General features: G+C 69.3%; 14 protein-coding genes. 8 read left to right on the top strand and 6 right to left on the bottom strand.

What is annotated here, in order from left to right:
• Positions 1-58: 58 nt before the first annotated feature.
• From AC3RCE_RS13725 to AC3RCE_RS13705, 5 genes are all read right to left on the bottom strand, one after another.
• Positions 59-922 (bottom strand): isocitrate lyase/PEP mutase family protein, encoded by an 864-nt coding sequence (locus tag AC3RCE_RS13725; RefSeq protein ID WP_218294937.1) that lies wholly within the window; start codon positions 920-922, stop codon positions 59-61.
• A gap of 73 nt (positions 923-995) precedes the next feature.
• Positions 996-2,183: a 2-methylaconitate cis-trans isomerase PrpF gene (prpF, locus tag AC3RCE_RS13720; RefSeq protein ID WP_492253252.1), complete on the bottom strand. Its 1,188-nt coding sequence runs from the start codon at positions 2,181-2,183 to the stop codon at positions 996-998.
• 36 nt (positions 2,184-2,219) lie between these two features.
• Entirely contained in the window at positions 2,220-4,856 is a 2,637-nt protein-coding gene (gene acnD / locus AC3RCE_RS13715; protein ID WP_369642498.1) for a Fe/S-dependent 2-methylisocitrate dehydratase AcnD, read from the bottom strand.
• Positions 4,857-4,909: 53 nt separating this feature from the next.
• Positions 4,910-6,082, bottom strand: a complete 1,173-nt coding sequence (gene prpC, locus AC3RCE_RS13710) for a bifunctional 2-methylcitrate synthase/citrate synthase (RefSeq protein ID WP_492253251.1) — start codon at positions 6,080-6,082, stop codon at positions 4,910-4,912.
• Positions 6,079-6,483 (bottom strand): acyl-CoA thioesterase, encoded by a 405-nt coding sequence (locus AC3RCE_RS13705; RefSeq protein WP_218294941.1) that lies wholly within the window; start codon positions 6,481-6,483, stop codon positions 6,079-6,081. The genes prpC and AC3RCE_RS13705 overlap by 4 nt, the downstream gene beginning before the upstream one ends.
• Before the next feature lie 124 nt (positions 6,484-6,607).
• Here AC3RCE_RS13705 and AC3RCE_RS13700 point away from each other — a divergent pair, with 124 nt between their 5' ends.
• Positions 6,608-8,092 (top strand): short-chain fatty acyl-CoA regulator family protein, encoded by a 1,485-nt coding sequence (locus tag AC3RCE_RS13700; protein ID WP_492245301.1) that lies wholly within the window; start codon positions 6,608-6,610, stop codon positions 8,090-8,092.
• Positions 8,093-8,119: 27 nt separating this feature from the next.
• On the opposite strand, the gene AC3RCE_RS13695 is transcribed toward AC3RCE_RS13700, so the two are convergent.
• The gene (locus tag AC3RCE_RS13695; protein ID WP_492245300.1) at positions 8,120-8,323 is read right to left on the bottom strand and encodes a hypothetical protein; all 204 of its coding nucleotides are present in this window, start codon (positions 8,321-8,323) and stop codon (positions 8,120-8,122) included.
• A gap of 18 nt (positions 8,324-8,341) precedes the next feature.
• On the opposite strand from AC3RCE_RS13695, the gene AC3RCE_RS13690 reads away from it, so the two are divergent.
• From AC3RCE_RS13690 to AC3RCE_RS13660, 7 genes are all read left to right on the top strand, one after another.
• Positions 8,342-11,497 carry a bifunctional diguanylate cyclase/phosphodiesterase gene (locus tag AC3RCE_RS13690; protein WP_492253250.1) on the top strand — a complete coding sequence of 1,052 codons (3,156 nt, stop codon included), beginning with the start codon at positions 8,342-8,344 and terminating at the stop codon, positions 11,495-11,497.
• 288 nt (positions 11,498-11,785) lie between these two features.
• Positions 11,786-15,310, top strand: coding sequence for a chromosome segregation protein SMC (gene smc / locus AC3RCE_RS13685; protein ID WP_492253249.1), 3,525 nt, complete (start codon positions 11,786-11,788; stop codon positions 15,308-15,310).
• A gap of 156 nt (positions 15,311-15,466) precedes the next feature.
• A complete protein-coding gene (locus AC3RCE_RS13680) occupies positions 15,467-16,588 on the top strand; it encodes a cell division protein FtsZ (RefSeq protein WP_369642494.1) in 1,122 nt (373 codons plus the stop codon).
• Between the two features lie 8 nt (positions 16,589-16,596).
• Positions 16,597-17,064 (top strand): GNAT family N-acetyltransferase, encoded by a 468-nt coding sequence (locus AC3RCE_RS13675; RefSeq protein WP_218294947.1) that lies wholly within the window; start codon positions 16,597-16,599, stop codon positions 17,062-17,064.
• Complete coding sequence (ligA, locus tag AC3RCE_RS13670; protein WP_492253248.1) at positions 17,057-19,144, top strand: NAD-dependent DNA ligase LigA; 2,088 nt, start codon at positions 17,057-17,059, stop codon at positions 19,142-19,144. Before AC3RCE_RS13675 ends, ligA begins: the two co-directional genes overlap by 8 nt.
• Before the next feature lie 28 nt (positions 19,145-19,172).
• On the top strand, positions 19,173-21,521 hold the full coding sequence (locus AC3RCE_RS13665) for a penicillin-binding protein 1A (RefSeq protein WP_492253247.1): 2,349 nt from the start codon (positions 19,173-19,175) through the stop codon (positions 21,519-21,521).
• Between the two features lie 885 nt (positions 21,522-22,406).
• Positions 22,407-23,216: a hypothetical protein gene (locus AC3RCE_RS13660; RefSeq protein ID WP_492253246.1), complete on the top strand. Its 810-nt coding sequence runs from the start codon at positions 22,407-22,409 to the stop codon at positions 23,214-23,216.
• The last annotated feature ends 2 nt before the right edge of the window (positions 23,217-23,218 follow it).

The raw sequence follows: 23,218 nt of genomic DNA, 5'->3' as shown, positions 1-23,218 counted from the left end.
TGATTGCTATTGAATATGTAGCTGCTTGCGCTTTTGCAGCAAGCGCCAGGACTGCTTTTTATTGGTATTTGCGCTCCAGCGCATCCCATTCGGGCTTGCGCACCAGGCGCTGGCGTTCTGCAAAGGGCGCGACCAGGGCGGGGTCTTCGTCGATGCGCCGGGTTTCGCGCAGCACCGCCAGCGCCTTCTGCATGCCGGCCACGGCACCTTGCAGCGCGGCATTGGCGTACAGCACGATGCCGTAGCCCAGGCCCGCCAGTTCCTCGGCGCTGACGATGGGGGTCTTGCCGCCGATCACCATGTTCATGAGCTGGGGCCTGTCGGCCAGGCGCCGGGGCAGGGTGCGGATTTGCTCGGCCGTGGTCACGGCCTCCACGAACAGGATGTCGGCGCCGGCCTCGCCGTAGCGCTGCGCGCGCTCCACGGCGGCTTCGAAGCCCTGGGTGGCGCAGGCGTCGGTGCGGGCCAGGATCAGGGTGTCCGGGTCGCGGCGCGCGTCCACCGCCGCCCGGATCTTGCCCAGCATCTCCTCGGTGGAGATGACCTCCTTGCCGTTGAAATGCCCGCAGCGCTTGGGGCTGACCTGGTCTTCGAGCTGGATGCAGTCGGCGCCCGCGCGCTCCAGCGTGCGCACCGCATGGTAGGTATTGAGCGCGTTCCCGAAGCCGGTGTCGGCGTCCACGATGAGCGGCAGCTCCACCGCGTCGCGGATGCGCGCCGTGTGGTCGGCGATGTCCGTGAGGCCCATGAAGCCCTGGTCGGGCAGGCCGAACCACATGTTGGTGACGCCCGCGCCGGTGACGTAGAGGGCCTCGAAGCCCAGGTCGGCCACGACGCGGGCGGAGAGGGCGTTGAACGCGCCGGGCACGAGGATGCCGCGGCGGGCTTCGGCCAGGGACTTGAGTCGCTGCTTGGTGTTCATCATTTTCTTCTTCGCTGTTGGTTCAATGGCGGCACGCAGGCGTGCCGCACTTTTCCTGAAACCGCGCCGCCGCTCAGGGGGCGGGCACCCTGACCCAGCCTTCCATGAGGATGCGGGCGCTGCGGCTCATCACGGCCTTGGTGACCTGCCACCGGCCGTCGACCTGTGCGGCCTCGGCGCCCACGCGCAGCGTGCCGGACGGGTGGCCGAAGCGCACGGCACCGCGCGGGCCGCCGCCCGCCGCGAGGTTGACCAGCGTGCCCGGGATGGCGGCGGCGGTGCCGATGGCCACGGCCGCCGTGCCCATCATGGCGTGGTGCAGCTGGCCCATGGAGAGCGCCCGCACGAGCAGGTCCACGTCCTGCGCCTCGACGCGCCTGCCGCTGGAGGCCGTGTAGCCGGCGGGCGGTGCCACGAAGGCGATCTTGGGCGTGTGCTGGCGCGTGGCGGCCTCGGCCAGCTCCCGGATCAGGCCCATCCTCAGCGCGCCGTGCGCGCGGATGGCCTCGAAGCGCGCGAGCGCCTGCGCGTCGCCGTTGACGGCGGCCTGCAGCTCGGTGCCGGTGCAGCCGATGTCCCGGGCATTGAGGAAGATGGTCGGTATGCCCGCGTTGATCAGCGTGGCCTGGAAGCTGCCGACGCCCGGCACGTCCAGGCGGTCGACCAGGTTGCCGGTGGGGAACATCGCGCCGCCGTCCTCGCCCTCGTCCGCCGGGTCGAGGAATTCAAGCTGTACCTCGGCGGCCGCGAAGGTCACGCCGTCCAGCTCGAATTCGCCCGTCTCCTGCACCTGCCCGGCGGCCATCGGCACGTGCGCCACGATGGTCTTGCCGATGTTGGCCTGCCAGATGCGCACGGCGGCGGTGCCGTCGCGCGGCACGCGCGCCGCATCGACCAGCCCCATGTGGATGGCGCAGGGCCCCACGGCGGCCGAGAGGTTGCCGCAGTTGCCGCTCCAGTCCACGAAGGGCTGGTCGATGGAGACCTGGCCGAACAGGTAGTCCACGTCATGGCCGGGGCGCGTGCTGCGGCTGAGGATCACGGCCTTGCTGGTGCTCGACGAGGCATTGCCCAGGCCGTCGATCTGCTTGCCATAGGGGTCGGGGCTGCCCAGCACGCGCAGCAGCAGGGCGTCGCGCGCGGCGCCGGGCTGCCGGGCCGCCTCGGGCAGGTCCTGCAACTGGAAAAAAACGCCCTTGCTGGTGCCGCCTCGCTGGTAGGTGGCGGGGATCCGGATCTGTGGCGCAAAGAGTGTCGTCATGTCGGATTTTTCAAGTTTGATAGCAGCCAGCGCTTGTCATGACTGCGCCAGGGGCTGTTTTTGCTTGACATTCTGGGCCAGGAAGTCCTGGGCGAAGCGCTGCAGCACGCCGCCCGCTTCGTACACGGAGACTTCCTCGGCGGTGTCCAGGCGGCAGGCCATGGGCACGTTCACCACCTCGCCATTCTTGCGCCGGATGACGAGCATGAGCGTGGCGCGTGGCTGCGGCTGGCCTTGCACGTCGTAGGTTTCGGTGCCGTCGAGCCCCAGGGTCCGCCGCGTGGTGCCGTCCTTGAACTCCAGCGGCAGCACGCCCATGCCGATCAGGTTGGTGCGGTGGATGCGCTCGAAGCCCTCGGCCACCACGGTTTCGACGCCCGCCAGGCGCACGCCCTTGGCGGCCCAGTCGCGGCTGGAGCCCTGGCCGTAGTCGGCGCCGGCGATGATGATGAGCGGCTGGCGGCGGTGCAGGTAGGTTTCGATGGCCTCCCACATGCGCATGACCTGGCCTTCGGGCTCCACCCGGGCGAGCGAGCCCTTGCGAACCTGGCCATCCACCACGGCCATCTCGTTGACGAGCTGCGGGTTGGCGAACGTGGCGCGCATGGCGGTGAGGTGGTCGCCGCGGTGGGTGGCGTAGGAGTTGAAGTCCTCCTCGGGCAGGCCCATGCTGTGCAGGTACTCTCCGGCCGCGCTGTCGGGCAGGATGGCGTTGGAGGGCGAGAGGTGGTCGGTGGTGATGTTGTCCGGCAGGAGGGCCAGCGCCCGCATGCCCTTCAAGGTGCGCGGGTTCGCGGCCAGCGCGCCCACGCCTTCGGTGTCCCAGTAGGGCGGGCGGCGGATGTAGGTGGACTGCGCCCGCCAGCCGTACTGCGGCGATACGCGCTGGCCGTCGTCGTGCCGGATGGCGAACATCGGTTCGTACACGGCGCGGTACTGCGCGGGCTTCACGGCGGCCTTCACGACGGCGTCGATTTCCTCGTCGGCGGGCCAGATGTCCCTCAGGCGCACGGGCTTGCCGTCCACCACCGTGAGCACGTCGTTCTCGATGTCGAACCGCACCGTGCCCGCGATCGCATAGGCCACGACCAGCGGCGGCGAGGCCAGGAACGCCTGCCGGGCATAGGGGTGGATGCGCCCGTCGAAGTTGCGGTTGCCCGAGAGCACGGCGGCCGTGTGGAGGCCGCGGCCGATGATCTCCTGCTGGATGTCCGGATCGAGCGCGCCGCTCATGCCGTTGCAGGTGGTGCAGGCGAAGGCCACGATGCCGAAGCCCAGCTTTTCGAGGTCCTGCAGCAGGCCGGCTTCCTTCAGGTACAGCTCCACGGCCCTGGAGCCGGGGGCCAGCGAGGTCTTGACCCAGGGCTTGCGCGCCAGGCCCAGCCGGTTCGCATTGCGGGCGAGCAGGGCGGCGGCGATCACGTTGCGCGGGTTGGAGGTGTTGGTGCAGCTCGTGATGGCCGCGATGATCACGGCGCCGTCGGGCATCGTGCCTTCTTCCGGCGTGGGCATGCGCCAGACGCCCGCGATGCCCTTGGCCGCCAGATCGGCGGTGGCCACGCGCGCATGCGGGTTCGACGGGCCCGCCAGGTTGCGCACCACGCTGGACAGGTCGAACTCCAGATGGCGTTCGTACACGGCCTCCCTGAGCGAGTCCGACCACAGGCCGGCGTGCTTCGCGTAGGTCTCGACCAGCCTGACCTGCTCCGCCGCGCGGCCCGTGAGGGTCAGGTACTCCAGCGTCTGCGTGTCGATGCTGAACATGGCGGCGGTGGCGCCGTATTCGGGGGCCATGTTCGAGATGGTCGCGCGGTCGCCAATGGTCAGCCTGGCCGCGCCTTCGCCATGAAACTCCAGGTAGGCACCCACCACCCTGGACTTGCGCAGGAACTCGGTCAGGGCCAGCACCACGTCGGTGGCGGTGATGCCGTCCTGGCGCTGGCCGGTGAGCTTGACGCCCACGATCTCGGGCAGGCGCATCCAGCTGGCGCGGCCCAGCATCACGTTCTCGGCCTCCAGGCCGCCCACGCCGATGGCGACCACGCCCAGGGCATCCACGTGCGGCGTGTGGCTGTCGGTGCCCACGCAGGTGTCGGGATAGGCCACGCCGTTGTCCGCATGGACCACGGGCGACATTTTCTCCAGGTTGATCTGGTGCATGATGCCGTTGCCCGCGGGGATGACCTGGACGTTGGAAAACGCTTTTTTCGTCCACTCGATGAAGTGGAACCGGTCCTCGTTGCGGCGGTCCTCGATGGCGCGGTTCTTTTCGAACGCATGGGGGTCGAAGCCGCCGCACTCCACGGCCAGCGAGTGGTCCACGATGAGCTGCACGGGCACCACGGGGTTCACCTGGGCCGGATCGCCGCCCTGGGCCGCGATGGCGTCGCGCAGGCCCGCCAGGTCCACCAGCGCGGTCTGCCCGAGGATGTCGTGGCAGGCCACGCGTGCCGGAAACCACGGAAAGTCCCGTTCGCGCCTGCGTTCGATGATCTGCACCAGGCACTCGCGGACGATGGCCGGGTCGGCCCGGCGCACGATGTTCTCGGCGTGCACGCGCGCGGTGTAGGGCAGGCGGTTCCAGGCGCCGGGCTGCAGCGCCTCGACGGCTTGGCGGGCGTCGAAATAGTCCAGATCGGTACCGGGCAGGTTCTTGCGGAAGAGGGTGTTCATGGCGTGGGGCGGGCGCGGACGTGGCACCGTCCGTCGCCGTTGGGGGGGCGAATTTACTTGCGGTCCTGAATGGGCACGAACTGCAGGTCGTCCGGGCCGGTGTAGTGCGCGCTCGGGCGGATGATCTTGTTGTCGATGCGCTGCTCGATGATGTGCGCCGCCCAGCCGCTGGTGCGCGCGATGACGAACAGCGGCGTGAACATCGCGGTGGGCACGCCCATCATGTGGTAGCTCACGGCGCTGAACCAGTCGAGGTTGGGGAACATCTTCTTGGCCTCCCACATCACCGACTCCAGCCGCTCGGCGATGTCGAACATCTTGGTGCTGCCGGCCTCCTCGGAGAGCTGGCGCGCCACGCGCTTGATGACCTCGTTGCGCGGGTCGCTCACGGTGTAGACCGGGTGGCCGAAACCGATCACCACTTCCTTGGCCTCCACCCGGCGGCGGATGTCGGACTCGGCCTCGTCGGCGTTGTCGTAGCGCTTCTGGATCTCGAAGGCCACCTCGTTGGCGCCGCCGTGCTTGGGCCCGCGCAGCGCGCCGATGGCGCCGGTGATGCACGAGTACATGTCGCTGCCGGTGCCGGCCACCACGCGCGCGGTGAAGGTGGAAGCGTTGAACTCGTGCTCCGCGTACAGGTTCAGCGAGGTGTGCATGGCGCGCTCCCACGCGGCGGGCGGCTTTTGGCCGTGCAGCAGGTGCAGGAAGTGCGCGCCGATGGAGTCGTCGTCCGTCTCCACCTCGATGCGCTTGCCCTGGGTGGACCAGTGGTACCAGTACAGCAGCATCGAGCCGAGCGATGCCATCAGCCGGTCGGCGATGTCGCGCGCGCCGGGCGTGTGGTGCCCGTCCTTCTCGGGCAGCACGCAGCCCAGGGCCGACACGCCCGTGCGCATCACGTCCATGGGGTGGCTGCTGGCGGGCAGCTGCTCCAGCGCCTCCTTCACATTGGCCGGCAGGCCGCGCAGCGCTTTCAGGCGTACCTTGTAGTCGCGCAGTTCGGCGGCGGTGGGCAGCTTGCCGTGCACCAGCAGGTGGGCGATCTCCTCGAACTCGCAGACATCGGCGATGTCCAGGATGTCGTAGCCACGGTAGTGCAGGTCGTTGCCCGTGCGGCCCACGGTGCACAGCGCCGTGTTGCCGGCGGTCACGCCCGACAGGGCGACGGATTTCTTGGGCCTGAAGCCCGCGGGTGCGCTGGTGCTCGGGGTTGCGGTATCGCTCATGGTGTCTCCATCGGGGAAAAAGGGGTGGGGCGGCCCGTGGCGTCCACGGCCACCATTTCAAACGTGCCGCACAGGGCGGGCAGGTGCCGCCCCGAGGCCAGGTCATGTGCCGCGCCTTCGACCTGCACGGTCATCGAGCTGGCGCCGGTGCGCACCACGCGGGCATGGAGTTCCAGCGCCTGCCCCTGGGGCACGGGCGCCAGAAAGTCCACGCCGCCGCAGCGCGCCATCACCACGGCGCTGCGCGCATGCCGGCTGGCCGTGACGAAAGCGGCCTGGCCCATGAGCAGCAGCGCCTGGCCGCCAAACAGGGTGCCGTAGTGGTTGGTGCGTCCGGGGAACACCATTTCGGTGAACGCCTGGGTGCCGGGGGGTTGGTGCGGGTGGGTCGCTTGGTGCATGATTCGCAATGTACGCATCCGGGATTCGCGGCACTACCCCTGAATAGGCGAATGATTGCGAAGTATTTCTGGATGATTTGCAAACATTGCGAATATTCATCTTCTTGACCCCCTGGACCTTGCGATGAGAAAAACCTTCATGGGCGTGCGCCTGCGCCGCCTGCGCGAAGAACGCGGCATGACGCAGGTCGCGCTGGCACGCGCGCTGGACCTGTCGGCCAGCTACCTCAACCAGCTGGAGCAGAACCAGCGGCCCCTCACGGTGCCGGTGCTGCTCAAGATCAACGCGGTGTTCGGCGTGGATGTGCAGCGCTTTTCGGACGACGACGAGGCGCGCCTCATCACGGGCCTGCGCGAGGTGCTGGCCGACCTCCCCGCGGGCCTGGGCGGGGAGGGGGCGGGCGATGCCGTCTCGCTGGCCGAAATCCGGGAGCTGGCCGCCGGGATGCCCGCCGTGGCCCGCACCTTGCTGGCATTGCACCAGCGCCACCGGCAGGCCCTGGAGCGGCTGGAAGCCCTGGGCGCGCTCAATGCGCAGTGGGGCCTGGGCGACGAGCGCGGCATGCCGCCGCTGCAAGGCCATCCCCCCATGGCATACGAAGAAGTGCGCGACTTTTTCTTTGCCCGGCAGAACCATATTGCCGAGCTGGACGACGCGGCGGAGCAGTGCGCCGCCGATTGGTCGCTGCAGCCCGGGCGCTCGGACGAGGGCTTGGCGGAGCGGCTGCTGGCCGCCCATGGCGTGCGGGTGGGCAGCGCGGCGGATGCGCTGCCGGGCAACGCGCAGCGCGTCTTCGAGCCCGGGACGCGGGTGCTGAAGCTCGCCGCGGGGCTGGAGCCGGGCCAGCGCGCCTTCCAGATGGCGACGCAGCTGGCGTTCCTGGAGCAGGGGCCGCTGCTGCGGCGCATCGCCGACGGCGCGGGACTGTCCGGCGACCAGGCTCGGGCGCTGGCGCGCATCGGCCTGGCGAACTACTTTGCGGGGGCCCTGGTGCTGCCGTACACGGCCTTCCTGCGCGCGGCCGAAGCCGTGCGTTACGACCTGGACCGGCTGGGCCACCAGTTCGGCGTGGGGTTCGAGACGGTGTGCCACCGCTTGTCCACCCTGCAGCGACCCAGCGCGCGCGGGGTGCCGTTCTTCTTCGTGCGGGTGGACCGGGCGGGCAACATCTCCAAGCGCCAGTCGGCGACGCACTTTCACTTCAGCAAGATCGGGGGCACCTGCCCGCTGTGGAACGTGTACGAGGCGTTTGCCCAGCCCGGGCGCATCGTGCCCCAGCTGGCGCGCATGCCCGACGGCCGCGCCTACCTGTGGGTGGCGCGCACGGTCTCGCGCGGCGGCGGCGGCTGGGGGGCGCCGGGCAAGGAGTTCTCGGTGGCGCTGGGCTGCGATGTCCGTCACGCGCCGCAGCTGGTGTATTCGCAGGGGCTGGATCTCGCGAACCCGCACGGGGGCGTGCCCATCGGCATGGGCTGCAAGGTGTGCGAGCGCGACGCCTGCCCGCAGCGCGCGTTTCCTCCCATTGGCCGGGCGCTGGACGTGAACGAGAACTGGAGCCGGTTCGCGCCGTACCCCGTGGCCGACAGCCGCACGGGGCCGGCGTCCTGACGCAGGTTATGAAATGTGCTCATCAATTCATAGCTGCTGGCGCATGAGGGTGTTGCGCTGACGGCACTTTCCACCAAATAACTCATTGGTAACCAGTTGTTCTGCCGCAGGTTGCTCCAAAGGGCTGCGGATTGCCGCTATCCTGCGCCTTGCGGCCGGGCCCTGGCGCGGCCAACGACCCACCGCAACACCACCCACCACCACGGCCCAGACGCTGTTCTGATTCTTCATGCCCACCCGTTTCCTGCCATGGCTTCCTTGACGCCAGACGGTCGCTATCGGCACTGGCTGGCCGGGCTGGGCGTGGCCGTGCTGGGCGTGGCGGTCAGCCTGTGGCTGGCCTGGCAGCAGGCCGACTCGGTGGCCCAGGCCGGGCAGACCCGGTTCATGCAGGAGGCCCGCGCGTTCGCCGACGCGCTGAGCCAGCGGATCGAGGGGCATACCGAAGTCGTCAACGGCCTGCGCGGCCTGTTCACGGCCAATCCGCACCTGACCCGCGCGGAGTTCGAGCGCGCGGCGAGCGACCTGGAAGTGGGCCAGCGGTATCCCGGCGTGCGCAACCTGTCGTTCACCCGCTGGGTGCCGGGCGCCGAGCGAGCCGCCTATGAAGCCCGGGTGCGCGCCGACACCTCGCTGTCCACCCACGGCTACCCCGACTTCGCCATCCGGCCACCGGGCGAGCGGGCCGAGTACTTCGTGGCCGAGTACCTGTGGCCCATGGCAGGCAATGAAAGCGTGCTGGGCCTGGACATCAGCGCCCAGCCCACCAACCTGGCCGCCATGCAGTACAGCCGGGACAGCGGCCACACCGTGGCCTCGGCCCCGTTCGACCTGCTGCAGGAGGACAAGCACCGCGCGGGCTTCGTGATCCGCGTGCCGGTGTTCGACTACACGGCGGGCACGGCGGAGCCGCGCTTCCTGGGCGCGGTGGCGTCCACCATCCGGGTGTTCGACCTGGTGCAGGCGCTGGGGAGCCAGGGCCTGCTCAACGGCATTGCCGTGTCGATGGAGGACCATGGCTCGGTGCGCGCGGGCTCCACCGACACCACCGTCCGGCCCCTGCTGGCGCAGTCGTCGGCGGCGCTGCCCGATGCGCAGCCGTTTGTGCGCGACCTGCTCGTGCACGACCGGCGCTGGCGCCTGACCTTCCATCCCGCGCGCTCGTTCCTCTCGCCGTCCGAGGCGCGGCTGCCGGTCCTGGCGGGGCTGGGGGGCATCCTGGTGTCCCTCCTGCTGGCTTCCACGGTCGGGCTGCTGGTGCGCCAGCGCACCATGGCGCTGGTGCGCGCGCAGGCGTCGGACGAGGCCCGCCACGAGAGCGAGGAGCGTTTTCGCGCCCTGTTCAACCAGGCCAGCGTGGGGGTCGCGCTGCTGGACACCTCCACCGGCCGGTTCCTGCGCGCCAACCAGCGCTATGGCGACATCGTGGGCTACAGCCCCGAGGAGATGCAGGAGCTCAACATCCGGGCCATCACGCACCCCGACGACCTGGAGACGGACGCGCAGCACCTGGAGCGCCTCAAGTCAGGGGAGGTGCCCGAATACCGGCTGGAAAAGCGCTACATCCACAAGCGCGGCCATTCGGTGTGGGTCGACCTCACCGTGTCGCCGATGTGGGTGCCCGGGGCCACGCCCGACCACCACATCGCCGTGGTGCAGGACATCACCTCGCGCAAGCGCATGGAGGACACCCTGCGCACCAACGAACACCGGCTGCGGGGCATTCTGGAGCGCCTGCCCATGGGCCTGTGCCTGGTGCAGCCCGACGGGCGCATCAGCTTTCGCAACCAGCGCTACGTGCAGATCTGCGGGTACACCGAGGCCGAGGTGCCCGATGTGGACACCTGGTGGGAGCGCGCGTTCCCGGAGCGCGAGGAGCGCGAAACCATGCGCCAGGGCTGGCGCGAGGCGGCGCAGAGCGCCCAGGCCGGCGACGGCGTGATCCCCGGCGCCGAGTACCTCATCCGCTGCCATGACGGGCAGCTGCGCCCCGTCGAAGTCTCGGGGGTGCAGGTGGAAGGCGGGCACCTGGTCACCATGCAGGACCTGAGCCAGCGCAAGGCGGCCGAGGAGGAGATCAACCACCTGGCCTACTACGACCCGCTCACGCGCCTGCCCAACCGCCGCCTGCTCATGGACCGGCTGCAGCAGGCGCTGGCCACCAGTGCCCGCCACGGGCGCAGCGGCGCCTTGCTGCTGCTCGACCTGGACAACTTCAAGACACTCAATGAAACCCGGGGCCATGACAGCGGCGACCACCTGCTGCTGCAGGTGGCGCACCGCCTGCGTGGCTGCGTGCACGAGGACGACACCGTCGCCCGCCAGGGAGGCGACGAATTCGTCGTGGTGCTGGAAGACCTGGGCGACAACCCCGAGGAGGCCGCGGCCCGCAGCGAAGAAGTGGGCCAGCGCATCCTGGCCACCCTGCGCGAGCCCTACATGCTCAACGGCACCGCGCACCACAGCTCGCTGAGCATGGGCGTCACCATCTTCAGCGGCATGCGCGAGACCGTGGACGAACTGCTCAAGCGCGCCGACCTGGCGCTCTACCAGGCCAAGAACGCCGGCCGCGACACGCTGCGCTTCTACGACCCCCAGATGCAGGCCGCCGTGAGCGCACGGGCTGCGCTGGAGCGCGACATGCGCATTGGCCTGGCGCAGGGCCAGTTCGAGCTGTACTACCAGCCGCAGATCGACCGGGGCCGCATCACCGGTGCCGAGGCGCTGCTGCGCTGGCGCCATCCACGCGACGGTTTTGTCTCCCCCGCGCATTTCATCCCGCTGGCGGAGGAGACAGGCTTGATCCTCCCGCTGGGCGAATGGGTGCTGCAGGTGGCCTGCGGGTGCCTGGCCCGCTGGGCCGCGCAGCCCGAGCTGGCCGTGCTGAGCCTGGCGGTGAACGTGAGCCCGCGCCAGTTCCACCAGGGCGATTTCGTGGCCCAAGTCCTGGCCGCGCTGGCCAGCTCGGGCGCCCAGGGGCACCAGCTCAAGCTGGAGATGACCGAGGGCCTGCTGCTGGACGACGTGGAAGACACCATCGAGAAGATGGGCCAGCTCAAGGGCTACGGCGTGGGCTTCTCGCTGGACGACTTTGGCACGGGGTACTCGTCGCTGGCCTACCTCAAGCGCCTGCCGCTGGACCAGCTCAAGATCGACCAGAGTTTCGTGCGCGACGTGCTCACCGACCCCAACGACGCCGCCATCGCCCGCACCGTGGTGGCGCTGGGCACCAGCCTGGGCCTGCGCGTGATCGCCGAAGGGGTGGAAACCGAGGCCCAGCGCGAGTTTCTGGAGCGCCACCACTGCCACGCCTGGCAGGGCTACCTGTTCAGCCCGCCCGTGCCGGTGGCCGAGTTCGAGGCGCTGGTGCGCAAAACGAATGGGACGGGCGCGCAGCACGCGTAGCCCTGGCACACCGGCCCGCACCAGCCCGCCCGCCACCCTGCCGGTACAGAGTTTGTCAAAATAGATAGCATGAAATCAAGGCGGGATAAGTGCAATAGCTGGTTTTTGCCAAATGTTTGCGCTGCACCCCGGCCGTGTGCCCCTGCCCGTCAGCCGGGGGCCGGGGGGCTGCAGGCGGCGCGGTATCATTCCGCCCTTGCTGCGGCCTGGGTGTTCCGGCCTGGAACGTCCGCCTGGCGCCACTTTTGCACCCCCGCCTTCATTCTCTTTTTGCCCGTTCCCTGACCCGTGCGTCTTACCTCGATCAAGCTTTCCGGTTTCAAGTCGTTCGCTGAACCCACCAATTTCATGCTGCCCGGGCAACTGGTCGGTGTGGTGGGCCCGAACGGCTGCGGCAAGTCCAACATCATGGACGCGGTGCGCTGGGTGCTGGGCGAGAGCAAGGCCAGCGAGCTGCGTGGCGAGTCCATGCAGGACGTGATCTTCAGCGGCACCACCACCCGCAAGCAGGCCAGCCGCGCCAGCGTGGAGCTGGTGTTCGACAACTCCGACCACCGCGCGGGCGGCCAGTGGGGCCAGTACGGCGAGGTCGCGGTGCGGCGCGTGCTCACGCGCGACGGCACCAGCAGCTACTACCTGAACAACCAGCCCGTGCGCCGCCGCGACGTGCAGGACGTGTTCCTGGGCACGGGCCTAGGGCCGCGCGCCTACGCCATCATCGGCCAGGGCACCATCAGCCGCATCATCGAGTCGCGCCCGGAGGAACTGCGCCTGTTCCTCGAAGAAGCCGCTGGTGTCTCCAAGTACAAGGAGCGCCGCCGCGAGACGGAAAACCGCCTGTCGGACACGCGCGAGAACCTCACGCGGGTGGAGGACATCCTGCGCGAGCTGAACGCCAACCTCGAAAAGCTCGAAAAGCAGGCCGAGGTGGCCGCCAAATACAACACCCTGCAGGCCGACGCCACGCTCAAGCAGCACCAGCAGTGGTTTTTGAAGCGCGCCGAGGCCGAAGAGCAGCAGAACAAGGTGCGCCTGGACGGCCTCCAAGCCGTCAACGACCTCGAATCCCGCATGGCCGACCTGCGCGCCGTCGAGTCCGACCTTGAAACCATCCGCCAGGCCCACTACGCGGCGGGCGACCAGGTGAACCAGGCCCAGGGCCGGCTGTACGAGGCCACGGCCGAGGTCGGCAAGCTCGAAGCCGAGATCCGCTACGTGATCGAAGGGCGCCAGCGCGTGGAGCAGCGCCTGGTCACGCTGGCCGAGCAGATCGCCCAGTGGCAGGCCCGCAAGGAAGAGGCCGACATCGAGCTCGAAAACCTGGCCGGTGCCGGTGTGGACGCCGAAGAGCGCGCCGAACTGCTGGCCGCCCAGGTCGAAGAGCAGGCCATGCAGCTGCCCGACCTGGAAGAAGCCCTGCGCCAGGCCCAAAGCCGCACGGCCGAGCAGCGCAGCAGCGTGGTGCAGGTGCAGCAGCAGATTGGCGTGCTGGCCGCCGAGCAGCGCAGCATCGACGAACAAAGCCGCCAGCTCGACAGCCGCTTCGAGCGCCTACGCACCGACCGCAATGCACTGGCCGCGCCCGATGAAGCCCGCCTGACGAACCTGCGCGAGCAGCTCGAAGAGGCGCAGGAGATCGCCGAGACCACGGCAGCCCGCCTGCACGAGCTGCAGGAGTCCGTGCCCCAGCTGGACGACGACCGCCGCACCCGCCAGCAGGCCGTGAACACCGAAAGCGCGCGCCAGGCCGACCTGTCGGCGCGCATGGAAGCGCTCAAGGCGCTGCAGGAAAAGGTCAAGACCGACGGCAAGCTGCGCCCCTGGCTGGCCAAACACGGGCTCGACGGCCTGCAAGGCCTGTGGAGCCGCATCCACATCGAGCCCGGCTGGGAAAACGCGTTGGAAGCCGCGCTGCGCGAGCGCCTGGCTGCGCTGGAAGTGGGGCGCCTGGACATGGTGCGCGGCTTCCTGGGCTCCGGCGGCAACGACGCGCCGCCCGCGCGCCTGGCCTTCTACAGCGCCCCCGCCGCGGGCCACCCCGAAACATCGTCCCCCCATGCCCGCCTGTCGGACCTGCTGCGCCTGAACGATGCCGGCCTGCGTGCCGTGCTCACGGACTGGCTGCAGGGCTGCTACACCGCGCCCACGCTGGACGACGCCCTGGGCCGCCGCGGCACGCTGCAACCCGGGGAGGTGGTGTTTGTTCCTACCGGCCATGCGGTCAGCGCCCACAGCGTGAGCTTTTACGCGCAGGACTCCGAGCAGTCGGGCATGCTGGCCCGCGCGCAGGAAATCGAGCACCTCGAAAAAGAGCTGCGCGCGCAAGCGCTCATCGCCGAAGAATCGCGCACGGCCCTGGTGCGGGCCGAGGCCGCGTACGCCGATGCCTCGCAGCGCCTCGTGGTCGCGCGTCGCGAAGCCACCGAAACCCAGAGCCGCGCCCACGAGCTGCAGGTCGAGACCCTGCGCCTGACCCAGCTGGCCGAACAGACCCGCGCGCGCAGCCAGCAAATCGACGGCGACCTGGCCGAGGTGGAGGCCCAGCTGGCCGACCTGCAGGAACGCCGCGTGGCCGCCGAGGCGCGCTTTGAAGAACTCGACATGCAGCTGGCCGACAGCCAGGAGCGCGAGGCCCAGCTGGGCGACCGTGTGATCGAGGCCGAGCGCAAGCTCACCGCCTGCCGCGAACAGCAGCGCACGCTGGAGCGCCAGGCACAAGAGGCCACGTTCTCGCAGCGCAGCCTGGAGGCGCGCCGCGCCGAACTCAACCGTTCCATCGAAACCGCCACGCAGCAGGCCACGGCCCTGGCCGACGAGCAGCAGCGCGCGCGCGATGAACTGGCCCGCCTGTCCGACGCCGCCGCGCAAGGTGGCCTGCAGGCCGCCCTGGAGGTGAAGATGGAGCGCGAAAAAGCGCTCGGCGCCCAGCGCAGCGAATACGACGACCTCACCACCAAGCTGCGCGCCAGCGACGAGCGCCGCATGCAGCTCGAACGCGCGCTCGACCCGCTGCGCGCCCGCATCACCGAATTCCAGCTCAAGGAACAGGCGGCGCGCCTGGGCCTGGAGCAGTACACCACCTTGCTGGCCGACGCCCAGGCCGACCTCGAGGCCGTGGCCCAGTCGATCACCGACGGCAATGTGCGCGTGGGTGGCCTGCAAAGCGAAATCGACCGCCTGCACCGCGAGATCGCCGCCCTGGGCGCTGTGAACCTCGCAGCGCTGGACGAACTCAAGCTCGCCAGCGAGCGCAAGGTCTTCCTCGATGCGCAGACGGCCGACCTGACCGAGGCCATGAACACGCTGGAAGACGCGATCCGCAAGATCGACGGTGAAACACGCCAGCTGCTCTCGGGCACCTTCGACACCGTGAACGCGCACTTTGGCCGCATGTTCCCCGAGCTGTTCGGCGGCGGCCAGGCCAAGCTCATCATCACCGGCGATGAAATCCTTGATTCCGGCGTGCAGGTGATGGCCCAGCCGCCCGGCAAGAAGAACCAGACCATCCACCTGCTGTCGGGCGGCGAGAAGGCCCTCACCGCGATTGCGCTGGTGTTCGCCATCTTCCAGCTCAACCCCGCGCCGTTTTGCCTGCTGGACGAAGTGGACGCGCCGCTGGACGACGCCAACACCGAGCGTTACGCCAAGCTGGTGTCCAGCATGAGCAAGGGCACGCAGTTCCTGTTCATCAGCCACAACAAGATCGCGATGGAAATGGCCGAACAGCTGATCGGCGTGACCATGCAGGAGCAGGGCGTGTCGCGCATCGTGGCCGTCGATATGGAGTCGGCCCTCTCCATGGCGGAAATATGAGTACCCCCCGGAGGCGCTTCGCACCTTCCCCCAGGGGGACGACGCCCTTGCTGCGGGGCGGCCCTTGCTCGGCGTCTCGCGCACAGGCCGCGCGCATTTTCACCGCGGCGGCCCTTGCGCCTTGCAGCGGATAGCCGTTAGCCGAGAATTTCTTTTATGAGCACATTGCAACTGAGTCTGGCCATCATCGGCGGCCTGGTGCTGGCCCTCATCGTGGCCTACAACACCTGGACCTCGCGCCGCAACGCGCCCAAGCGCGCCTTGCCGCCAGAGCCGGAGCGCGAGCGCGCGGCCGAGCCCGCGCTGCGCCAGGAGCCGGGTTTCGAGGCGGGCGCGGCCGCTGACCTGCCCCCCGGGGAATTTCACGGCCTGGACCGCGGGCCCGAGCCTTCCGAGCACACGGTGGATGCCAGCGAGGCCCTGCAGATGCCCGTGCCGCCGTTCTCGCTGGAGCGCCGCCCCGGGCTGGACCCGCTCATCGACGTGATCGCACCGCTGCAGCCGGAGGTGTCCGTGTCCGGCGATGCCGCGCTGGCGGCGCTGCCTCCCACGCGCCGGGCCGGCAGCAAGCCGTTTGCGATCGAAGGCCTGAACGAAGCCACCCAGCAGTGGGAGACGCCGGCGCCCGGCCAGCGCTACCAGAGCTTCCAGGCGGGCGTGCAGCTTGCCAACCGCATGGGCGCGCTCAACGAGATCGAGTTCTCGGAATTCGTCGTCAAGGCCCAGGCGTTTGCGGACGCCATCAATGCCGCCCCCGATTTTCCCGACATGCTGCAGGAAGTGGCCCGCGCCCGCGAGCTGGACCAGTTCGCCAGCGACCACGACGCGCAACTGGCCTTCATGCTGCGCGCGCGCCAGGCCGCCTGGAGCCCCGGCTACGTGCAGCAGAACGCCGCGCGCGTGGGCTTCGTGCCGGGCGCCATGCCCGGGCGCCTGGTGCTGCCGGCCGGCGCGCAAGGCCTGCCGCCATTGCTCACGCTCGGCTACGACACGCAGGCGGCACTGGCCGAAGACCCGGACCAGTCCGCCATCCGCGACATCACCCTGAGCCTGGACGTGGCGCAGGTCCACCGAACCGAACAACCCTTTGCGCGCCTGCGCGAGGCCGCCGCCGCGCTGTGCGAGGCCATGGACGGCGTGCTCTGTGACCAGAACGGCCAGCCGCTGCCTGCCATGGCCATGGACCCGATCGCCTCGGACCTGGAGCTGCTGTACGACCAGCTCGACGGGCGCGACCTGTCGGCGGGGTCGGTGCTGGCGCGCCGGCTGTTCAGCTAGGCCGCCGCATGAGCGCAACGCTGGTCCGGCTGGCGCACGAGGCCGATCACGGCGCCGTCAGGGCGCTGTACCGCGAACTGCGGCCCCAGGACCCTGTGCTGGGCGACGATGCATCGCTGGACAGCTTTCGCGCCGTGTTGCGGTCCCCCAGCGCGCGGCTGGTGGTGGCGCTGCGGCATGGCGAGGTCGGCGCGACCTGCATGCTGGCGCTCGTGCCCAATTTCGCCAGCGCGGGGATGCCCATCGGCGTCGTCGAGCATGTCATCACGGGCGGGCGCTTCCGGCGCCAGGGGCTGGCCCGGGCAGCGCTGGAGTTCGCCCTGGACGCGGCCTGGGCCCTGAACTGCTGCAAGGTTTTCCTGCTGTCGGGCGCGCAGCGCGCGCAGGCCCACCGGCTCTATGAATCCGTGGGCTTCGCGGGCGGCAGGGAACTGGGGTTTGTCAAAAGGAATCCCAGCTTGGGCCACCATGACTGAACAATCAGAACTTTTTTCGGCCGCAGCGCAGATCAGCCAAGCGCAGGCAGCTATCAAAATCAAAGCGCTGCGCGAGCAGCTCCACCGCTGGGCGCACCAGTACTACGTGCTGGACGAGCCCACCGTGCCCGATGCCGAGTACGACCGCGTGTTCCGGGAACTGCAGGCCCTGGAGACGGCGCACCCCGACCTCATCACGTCCGACTCGCCCACGCAGCGCGTGATCGGGGCGGTGATGGAAGGCCTCACGCCCGTGCGCCACGCGGTGCCCATGCTCAGCATCCACACCGAAACCGACACCGAGGCCACCGGCGCGCAGGCGTTCGATGCGCGCGTGCGGCGCGAGCTGGGCCTGGCGGAATCGGACCCCGCCATCGAATACGTGGCCGAGCCCAAGTTCGATGGCCTGGCCATGAGCCTGCGCTATGAAAACGGCCGCCTCGCGCAGGCCGCCACGCGGGGCGACGGCGAGGTGGGCGAGGACGTGACGCACAACATCCGGACCATTCGCCAGATACCCCTGACCTTGCCCGAGGGCGTGCCCCCGCTGCTCGAAGTGCGTGGCGAGGTCTACATGCGCCGCGCTGATTTCGATGCGCTCAACGAGCGGCAGCGGGAGCAGGGCGGCAAGACCTTCGTGAACCCGCGCAACGCCGCAGCCGGCGCGGTGCGCCAGCTGGACTCGAACATCACCGCCCAGCGCCCCTTGAGCTTTTTTGCGTATGGCCTGGGCGCCGTCACGCCGCCCGGCGAGGGAGGGCCGGTGTTCCGCACGCACTACGAGATGCTGCAGACCCTGAAGTCATGGGGTTTTCCGGTGGCGGCGCAGGTGCAGATTGCGGCGGGTGCTGCGGAATTGGTAGCATTTCACCAGCAGGTGGGCGGCAGCCGCGATGCGCTGCCCTACGACATCGATGGCGTGGTCTACAAGGTCAACTCGCTGCAGCTGCAGCGCGACCTGGGCTTCAAGACCCGCGAGCCGCGCTGGGCCGTGGCGCACAAGTACCCGGCGCAGGAGATGGCCACCAAGATCGAAGGCATCGACGTGCAGGTGGGCCGCACCGGCAAGATCACGCCCGTCGCGCGCCTCGCGCCCGTGTTCGTGGGAGGCGTCACCGTCACCAACGCCACGCTGCACAACCTGTTCGAGATCCGCAAGAAGGGCGTTCGGGTGGGCGACACCGTCATCGTGCGCCGCGCGGGCGATGTGATTCCCGAAGTCGTGGGCGTGATGCCGGGCAACCGGACCGGCTATGTGCCCAACTTCAAGATGCCCGAGGCCTGCCCCGTCTGCGGCAGCGCCGTGGTGCGCGAAAAGGGCGAGGCCAACCACCGCTGCACGGGCGGCCTGTTCTGCGCCGCGCAGCGCAAGGAGGCCATCCTGCACTTCGCCGCGCGCCGCGCCATGGACATCGAGGGGCTGGGCGACAAGCTGGTGGACCAGCTGGTGGACACCAATGTGATCCGCACGCTGCCCGACCTGTACCGCCTGGGCCTCACCTCCCTCATCGCGCTGGAGCGCATGGCCGAGAAGTCGGCCCAGAACGTGCTGGCCGCGCTCGAAAAATCCAAGCAGACCACCTTGCCGCGTTTTCTGTTCGGCCTGGGCCTGCGCCACGTGGGCGAGGCCACGGCCAAGGACCTGGCGCGGCACTTTGGCACGCTGGATGCCATCATGGACGCCAGCGTGGAGCAGTTGCTGGAGGTGAACGATGTGGGCCCGGTGGTGGCGCAGAGCCTGTACACGTTCTTCCAGCAGCCGCACAACCGCGAGGTGGTCGAGCAGCTGCGCGCCTGCGGCGTGACCTGGCCCGAGGGCCCGGTGGCCGAACGCGCCCCGCAGATCCTTGCCGGCAAGACCGTGGTGCTGACCGGCACCCTGCCGACCTTGAGCCGCGACGCGGCCAAGGACATGCTGGAAGCCGCTGGCGCCAAGGTGGCCGGTTCGGTCAGCAAGAAGACCAGCTATGTGGTGGCGGGCGATGAAGCCGGCAGCAAGCTGGCCAAGGCCCAGGAGCTGGGCGTGCCCGTGCTGGACGAAGCGGGCATGCTGGCGCTGCTGTCGGGCCCGGGCGCCTGAGGCGCTCTCCCCTTACTCCGAGTTCTTGATGCGCACATTGCTGCTTTCCTTCCAGGCCCGCGCCGCGGCCCTGTTCCGCTGGCTGGCCGGCCTGTTTGCCTGGATGCCCCGCCCGCTGCGCCGCGCGCTGCTGTGGGGCGCCCTCGCGCTGCCAGCCACGGTGCTGGCATACACCCTGGTCCTGATCCCGTTCACGCCCTCCATCAGCGACATCCGCAAGGCCAAGAGCGAGCTGCCTGCGCAGCTCATGTCGGTGGACGGCAAGCTGCTGGCCGAGTACCGCTGGGCCAATCGCGAATGGGTGGAGCTCGACAAGATTTCTCCGCATGTGGTGAACGCGCTCATCGCCACCGAGGACCACCGCTTCTACGACCACTTCGGCCTGGACTGGAAGCGCACGGTATCGTCGGTGGTGCACACGCTGCGCGGCGCCCCGCAGGGCGGCTCCACCATCACGCAGCAGTTGGCGCGCAACCTGTTTCCGGAGGAGATCGGCCGCTCGCGCGTGTTCCCCCAGGCCCTCACGCGCAAGCTCAAGGAGGCCATCACGGCGCTCAAGATCGAGTTGTCGTATTCCAAGGACGAGATCCTGGAAACCTACCTCAATACCGTGCCCTTCCTGTACAACGCGTTTGGCATCGAGATGGCCGCGCGCACGTACTTCGACAAGTCGGCCGACAAGCTCAATGTGCTGGAAAGCGCCACGCTGATCGGCATGCTCAAGGGCACGGCCTACTACAACCCCGTGCTCAACCCCGAGCGTGCGCAGGCCCGGCGCAACACCGTGCTGTCGCAGATGGTCAAGCGCGGCAAGCTGGAGCAGGCACAGTTCGACACGCTGCAAAAGCGCCCGCTGCGCGTCAACTTCGAGCGCCAGACCGAGGTCATGGGGCCCGCGCCGCACTTTGCGATCCAGCTGCGCAAGCAGCTCATCGACTGGGCCGACAGCAAGGGCTACAGCCTGTATTCGGATGGTCTGGTGATCCGCACCACCATCGACTCGCGCCTGCAGGCCTATGCCAATCAGGCCGTGGCGCGCCAGGGCCGCCAGCTGCAGGGCGTGGCCGATGCCGCCTGGAGCAAGCGCGATGGCTGGGGGCCCCAGAACGAACTGGTGCAGACCCTGGTGCGCGAAAGCAGCGAATACCGCGCCGCGCTGGACAAGGGGGAAGAGCCCGCCGAGGCGCTCAAGGCGCTCCTGGCCGACGACGCCTTCCTGCAGAAGCTGCGCTCCGAGAAAACGCGCGTGCAGGCGGGGTTTCTCGCGCAGGATCCCGTCACGGGCCATGTGCTGGCCTGGGTGGGCAGCCGCGACTTCGCCCAGGACCCCTTCGACCACGTGCAGGCGGCCCGGCGCCAGCCCGGCTCCACGTTCAAGCCCTTCGTGTACGGCGCGGCCTTTGCCAAGGGGGCATCGCCCGGCGACACGCTGATGGATGCCGCGGTGGAGATACCGCTGGGCGGTGGCCGCGTGTGGCGCCCCACCGACGGGCGCCCGCCCAGCGACGAGCCCATGACGCTGGCGGATGGACTGGCGCTCTCCAAGAACACCATCACCGCGCAGGTGATGCAGCAGGTCGGCCCCGCCCGCGTGGCCGAAGTGGCGCGGGCGCTGGGGGTGCGGCAGTCGCCGCTCGAGGAAGTGCCATCGCTGGCGCTGGGCACGAGCCCGGTCACGCTCAAGGAAATGATCTCGGCCTACAGCAGCATCGTGAACCTGGGGCGCTATGTGGAGCCGGTGCTCATCACCAGCATCGAGGACCGCCACGGCAAGGTGCTCGAGACCTTCGCGAAGCCGGTGCCCGAGGCGGTCTTCGAAGGCCGCGCGGCCCAGACGCTGCGCAACACCATGCGCGGCGCGGTGGACAGGGGCACCGCCACCGCGATCCGCTCACGCTATGGCATCCAGGCCGATGTGGCGGGCAAGACCGGCACGACGCAGGACAACACGGATGGCTGGTTCATCCTCATGCATGCCCGCGTGGTGGCGGGGGCCTGGGCGGGCTTCAACGATGGCCGCATCACGCTGCGCAGCGACTACTGGGGGCAGGGCGCCCGCAGCGCGCTGCCCATGGTGGGCGAGTTCATGCAGCAGGCGATCCGGGCTAAGGTGATCGACGGCCAGGAGCGGTTCTTCGATGAGTTCGACACCACCCCACCGCCCCCGCCGGCGGATAGCTCGCTCGGCGTCATGCGCGACTGGATACACGGGCTGTTTGGCAGCGACACGGCACCGCCAGCACCGGTGCCCTCCGCGCCAGCAGCGTGGCCCCTGGGTCCTGCTGCGCCCCGGCCGCCTGGAGGCCAGGGCCTGCCTCCCGTCACGACCGATCCGGGCTATCCCCCGGCACCCGCCGAAGAGCGCGTGGGCGGCTGAGCACGGCTGCGGGCGGCTCGCGGTCCCGGCCGGGCCGGTCACTTTTTGCTGGCGCCAGCCCATGACCGCCGCTAGGATGCGCGGCGATGAAATTGTTACGTGTGCCGTCCCCGGGGGGGCATTTTCCGCAAATGTGCTTTGCCTGGGGCCGGGCGCTCCCGCCGGGTGCTTTTACGGGCCACCGGAGACCCGCCGTGACCCATTTCATTCATCCCTTCACCGCGGTGTGCCTGCAACCGGTCCTGTCGCCCTTGGCAGGGAGCGAAGCTCGCCGCGTCCCGCCCATCGTGCATCCAAGACCCACAGAAAATGACTCCAAGACGCTTTCGTTTCTCGCTGCCGAGCTATGCCCTTGCTTGCGGTTTTGCACTGACCCCCTGCCTCGGCGGGGCCGCAGATATCCGGTTGACGCCTCCACCTGGCGGCGCCCTCGTGGTGACCGATTCGGCAACCCAGACCGTGCGTTTTCGCGTGGACGATGCGGGCAGGATCCGGATGCCCGGACTGGCTGGCGCGCCCGCACAAGGCAGCCTGCTCTGTTTTGAAAGCGCAAGCGGCGCGGTGGGAGGCTGCACGGCGGGCGTCGCCACGGGGCCGATGGGGCCCGCAGGGCCTGCCGGAGCGGCAGGCGCCCCAGGAACCCCGGGAGCGGTGGGCCCTGCAGGCGCGGCCGGTCCTGCGGGTGCCACCGGCCCCGTGGGCCCAGCGGGCGCCACGGGGCTGCAAGGGCCTGCAGGTGCGCAGGGGCCCGCGGGGCCCCAAGGGCCCGCAGGCTCCGTCGCGGCGTATGGTGATGGCTCCGCGGGGGCCTATACCGTGTCGATCGCCTCGACCATCGACCTGTCCACGACAGCAGGGTTCAACAGCCTTGGCGGACGGCACCACATGCAGTTTTCCACGATCGACATCGCGGGAGCGCTGACGCTTCCCAGCGGGACCGTGCTGCGCGCGACCGGCGACGTGACCATTTCCGGCTCCATCACCGTCCTTGAAGGGTCGCAAGGGGCCAGCAATGTCACGCCACACCCCGGTATTGCGCTGTCGTCACCCGGGACACCCCAAGGCGGTATCGGACTGCCAGCACTCTCTGCCGCGCGGCTCTTGAAACCGCCAGCCGCCGCGGGTGGGGCGGGTAGCCGGCCGAACGCGCAGGACACGGGTGGAGGCGGGGGCGGATCACTTGTGATCCTTGCCGGGGGCAATGTGACCGTCACCGCATCGGGCGTGATCAAGGCCAATGGCGGCAACGGGCAGAACGCCATGACCCCGGGCGCGGACGCCGCCGGGGCCGGTGGCGGGGCTGGAGGCGTGATCGTCATCGCGGCCGGCGGCGACATCACGGTGGCGGGCGCACTGTTGGCCAATGGCGGGCATGGCGGAAATGGCTTCAACGGCAACCTTGGCAACGCGGTGGGCGCGGGCGCGGGAGGTGGTGGTGGGGGCGGCATCATCCACCTGGTGGCGTCCTCCACGCCCGTGGTCACGGGATCGCTGCTGGTCAATGGCGGCGCGATGGGTCTGGACGATTTCTCGGGGGGATCGTCCCTTGCTGGAGGGGGCGGCGGGGCCAGCGGCGGAAACGGCGGCAACGCGGGCGTGGTGAATGCGTCGGTGGTTCAGCCGGCGCAGGCGGGCTTCAGCGGCCGCTCCATCCTCACCACCGTTCCTGCACCCTGGAACCTGTTTCTCCACTGAGG

The organism is Acidovorax sp. GW823-FHT05D11 (genome assembly GCF_058795695.1).
Note: the sequence above shows the minus strand (reverse complement) of the source record. Positions and strands in the feature narration are given on the sequence as shown.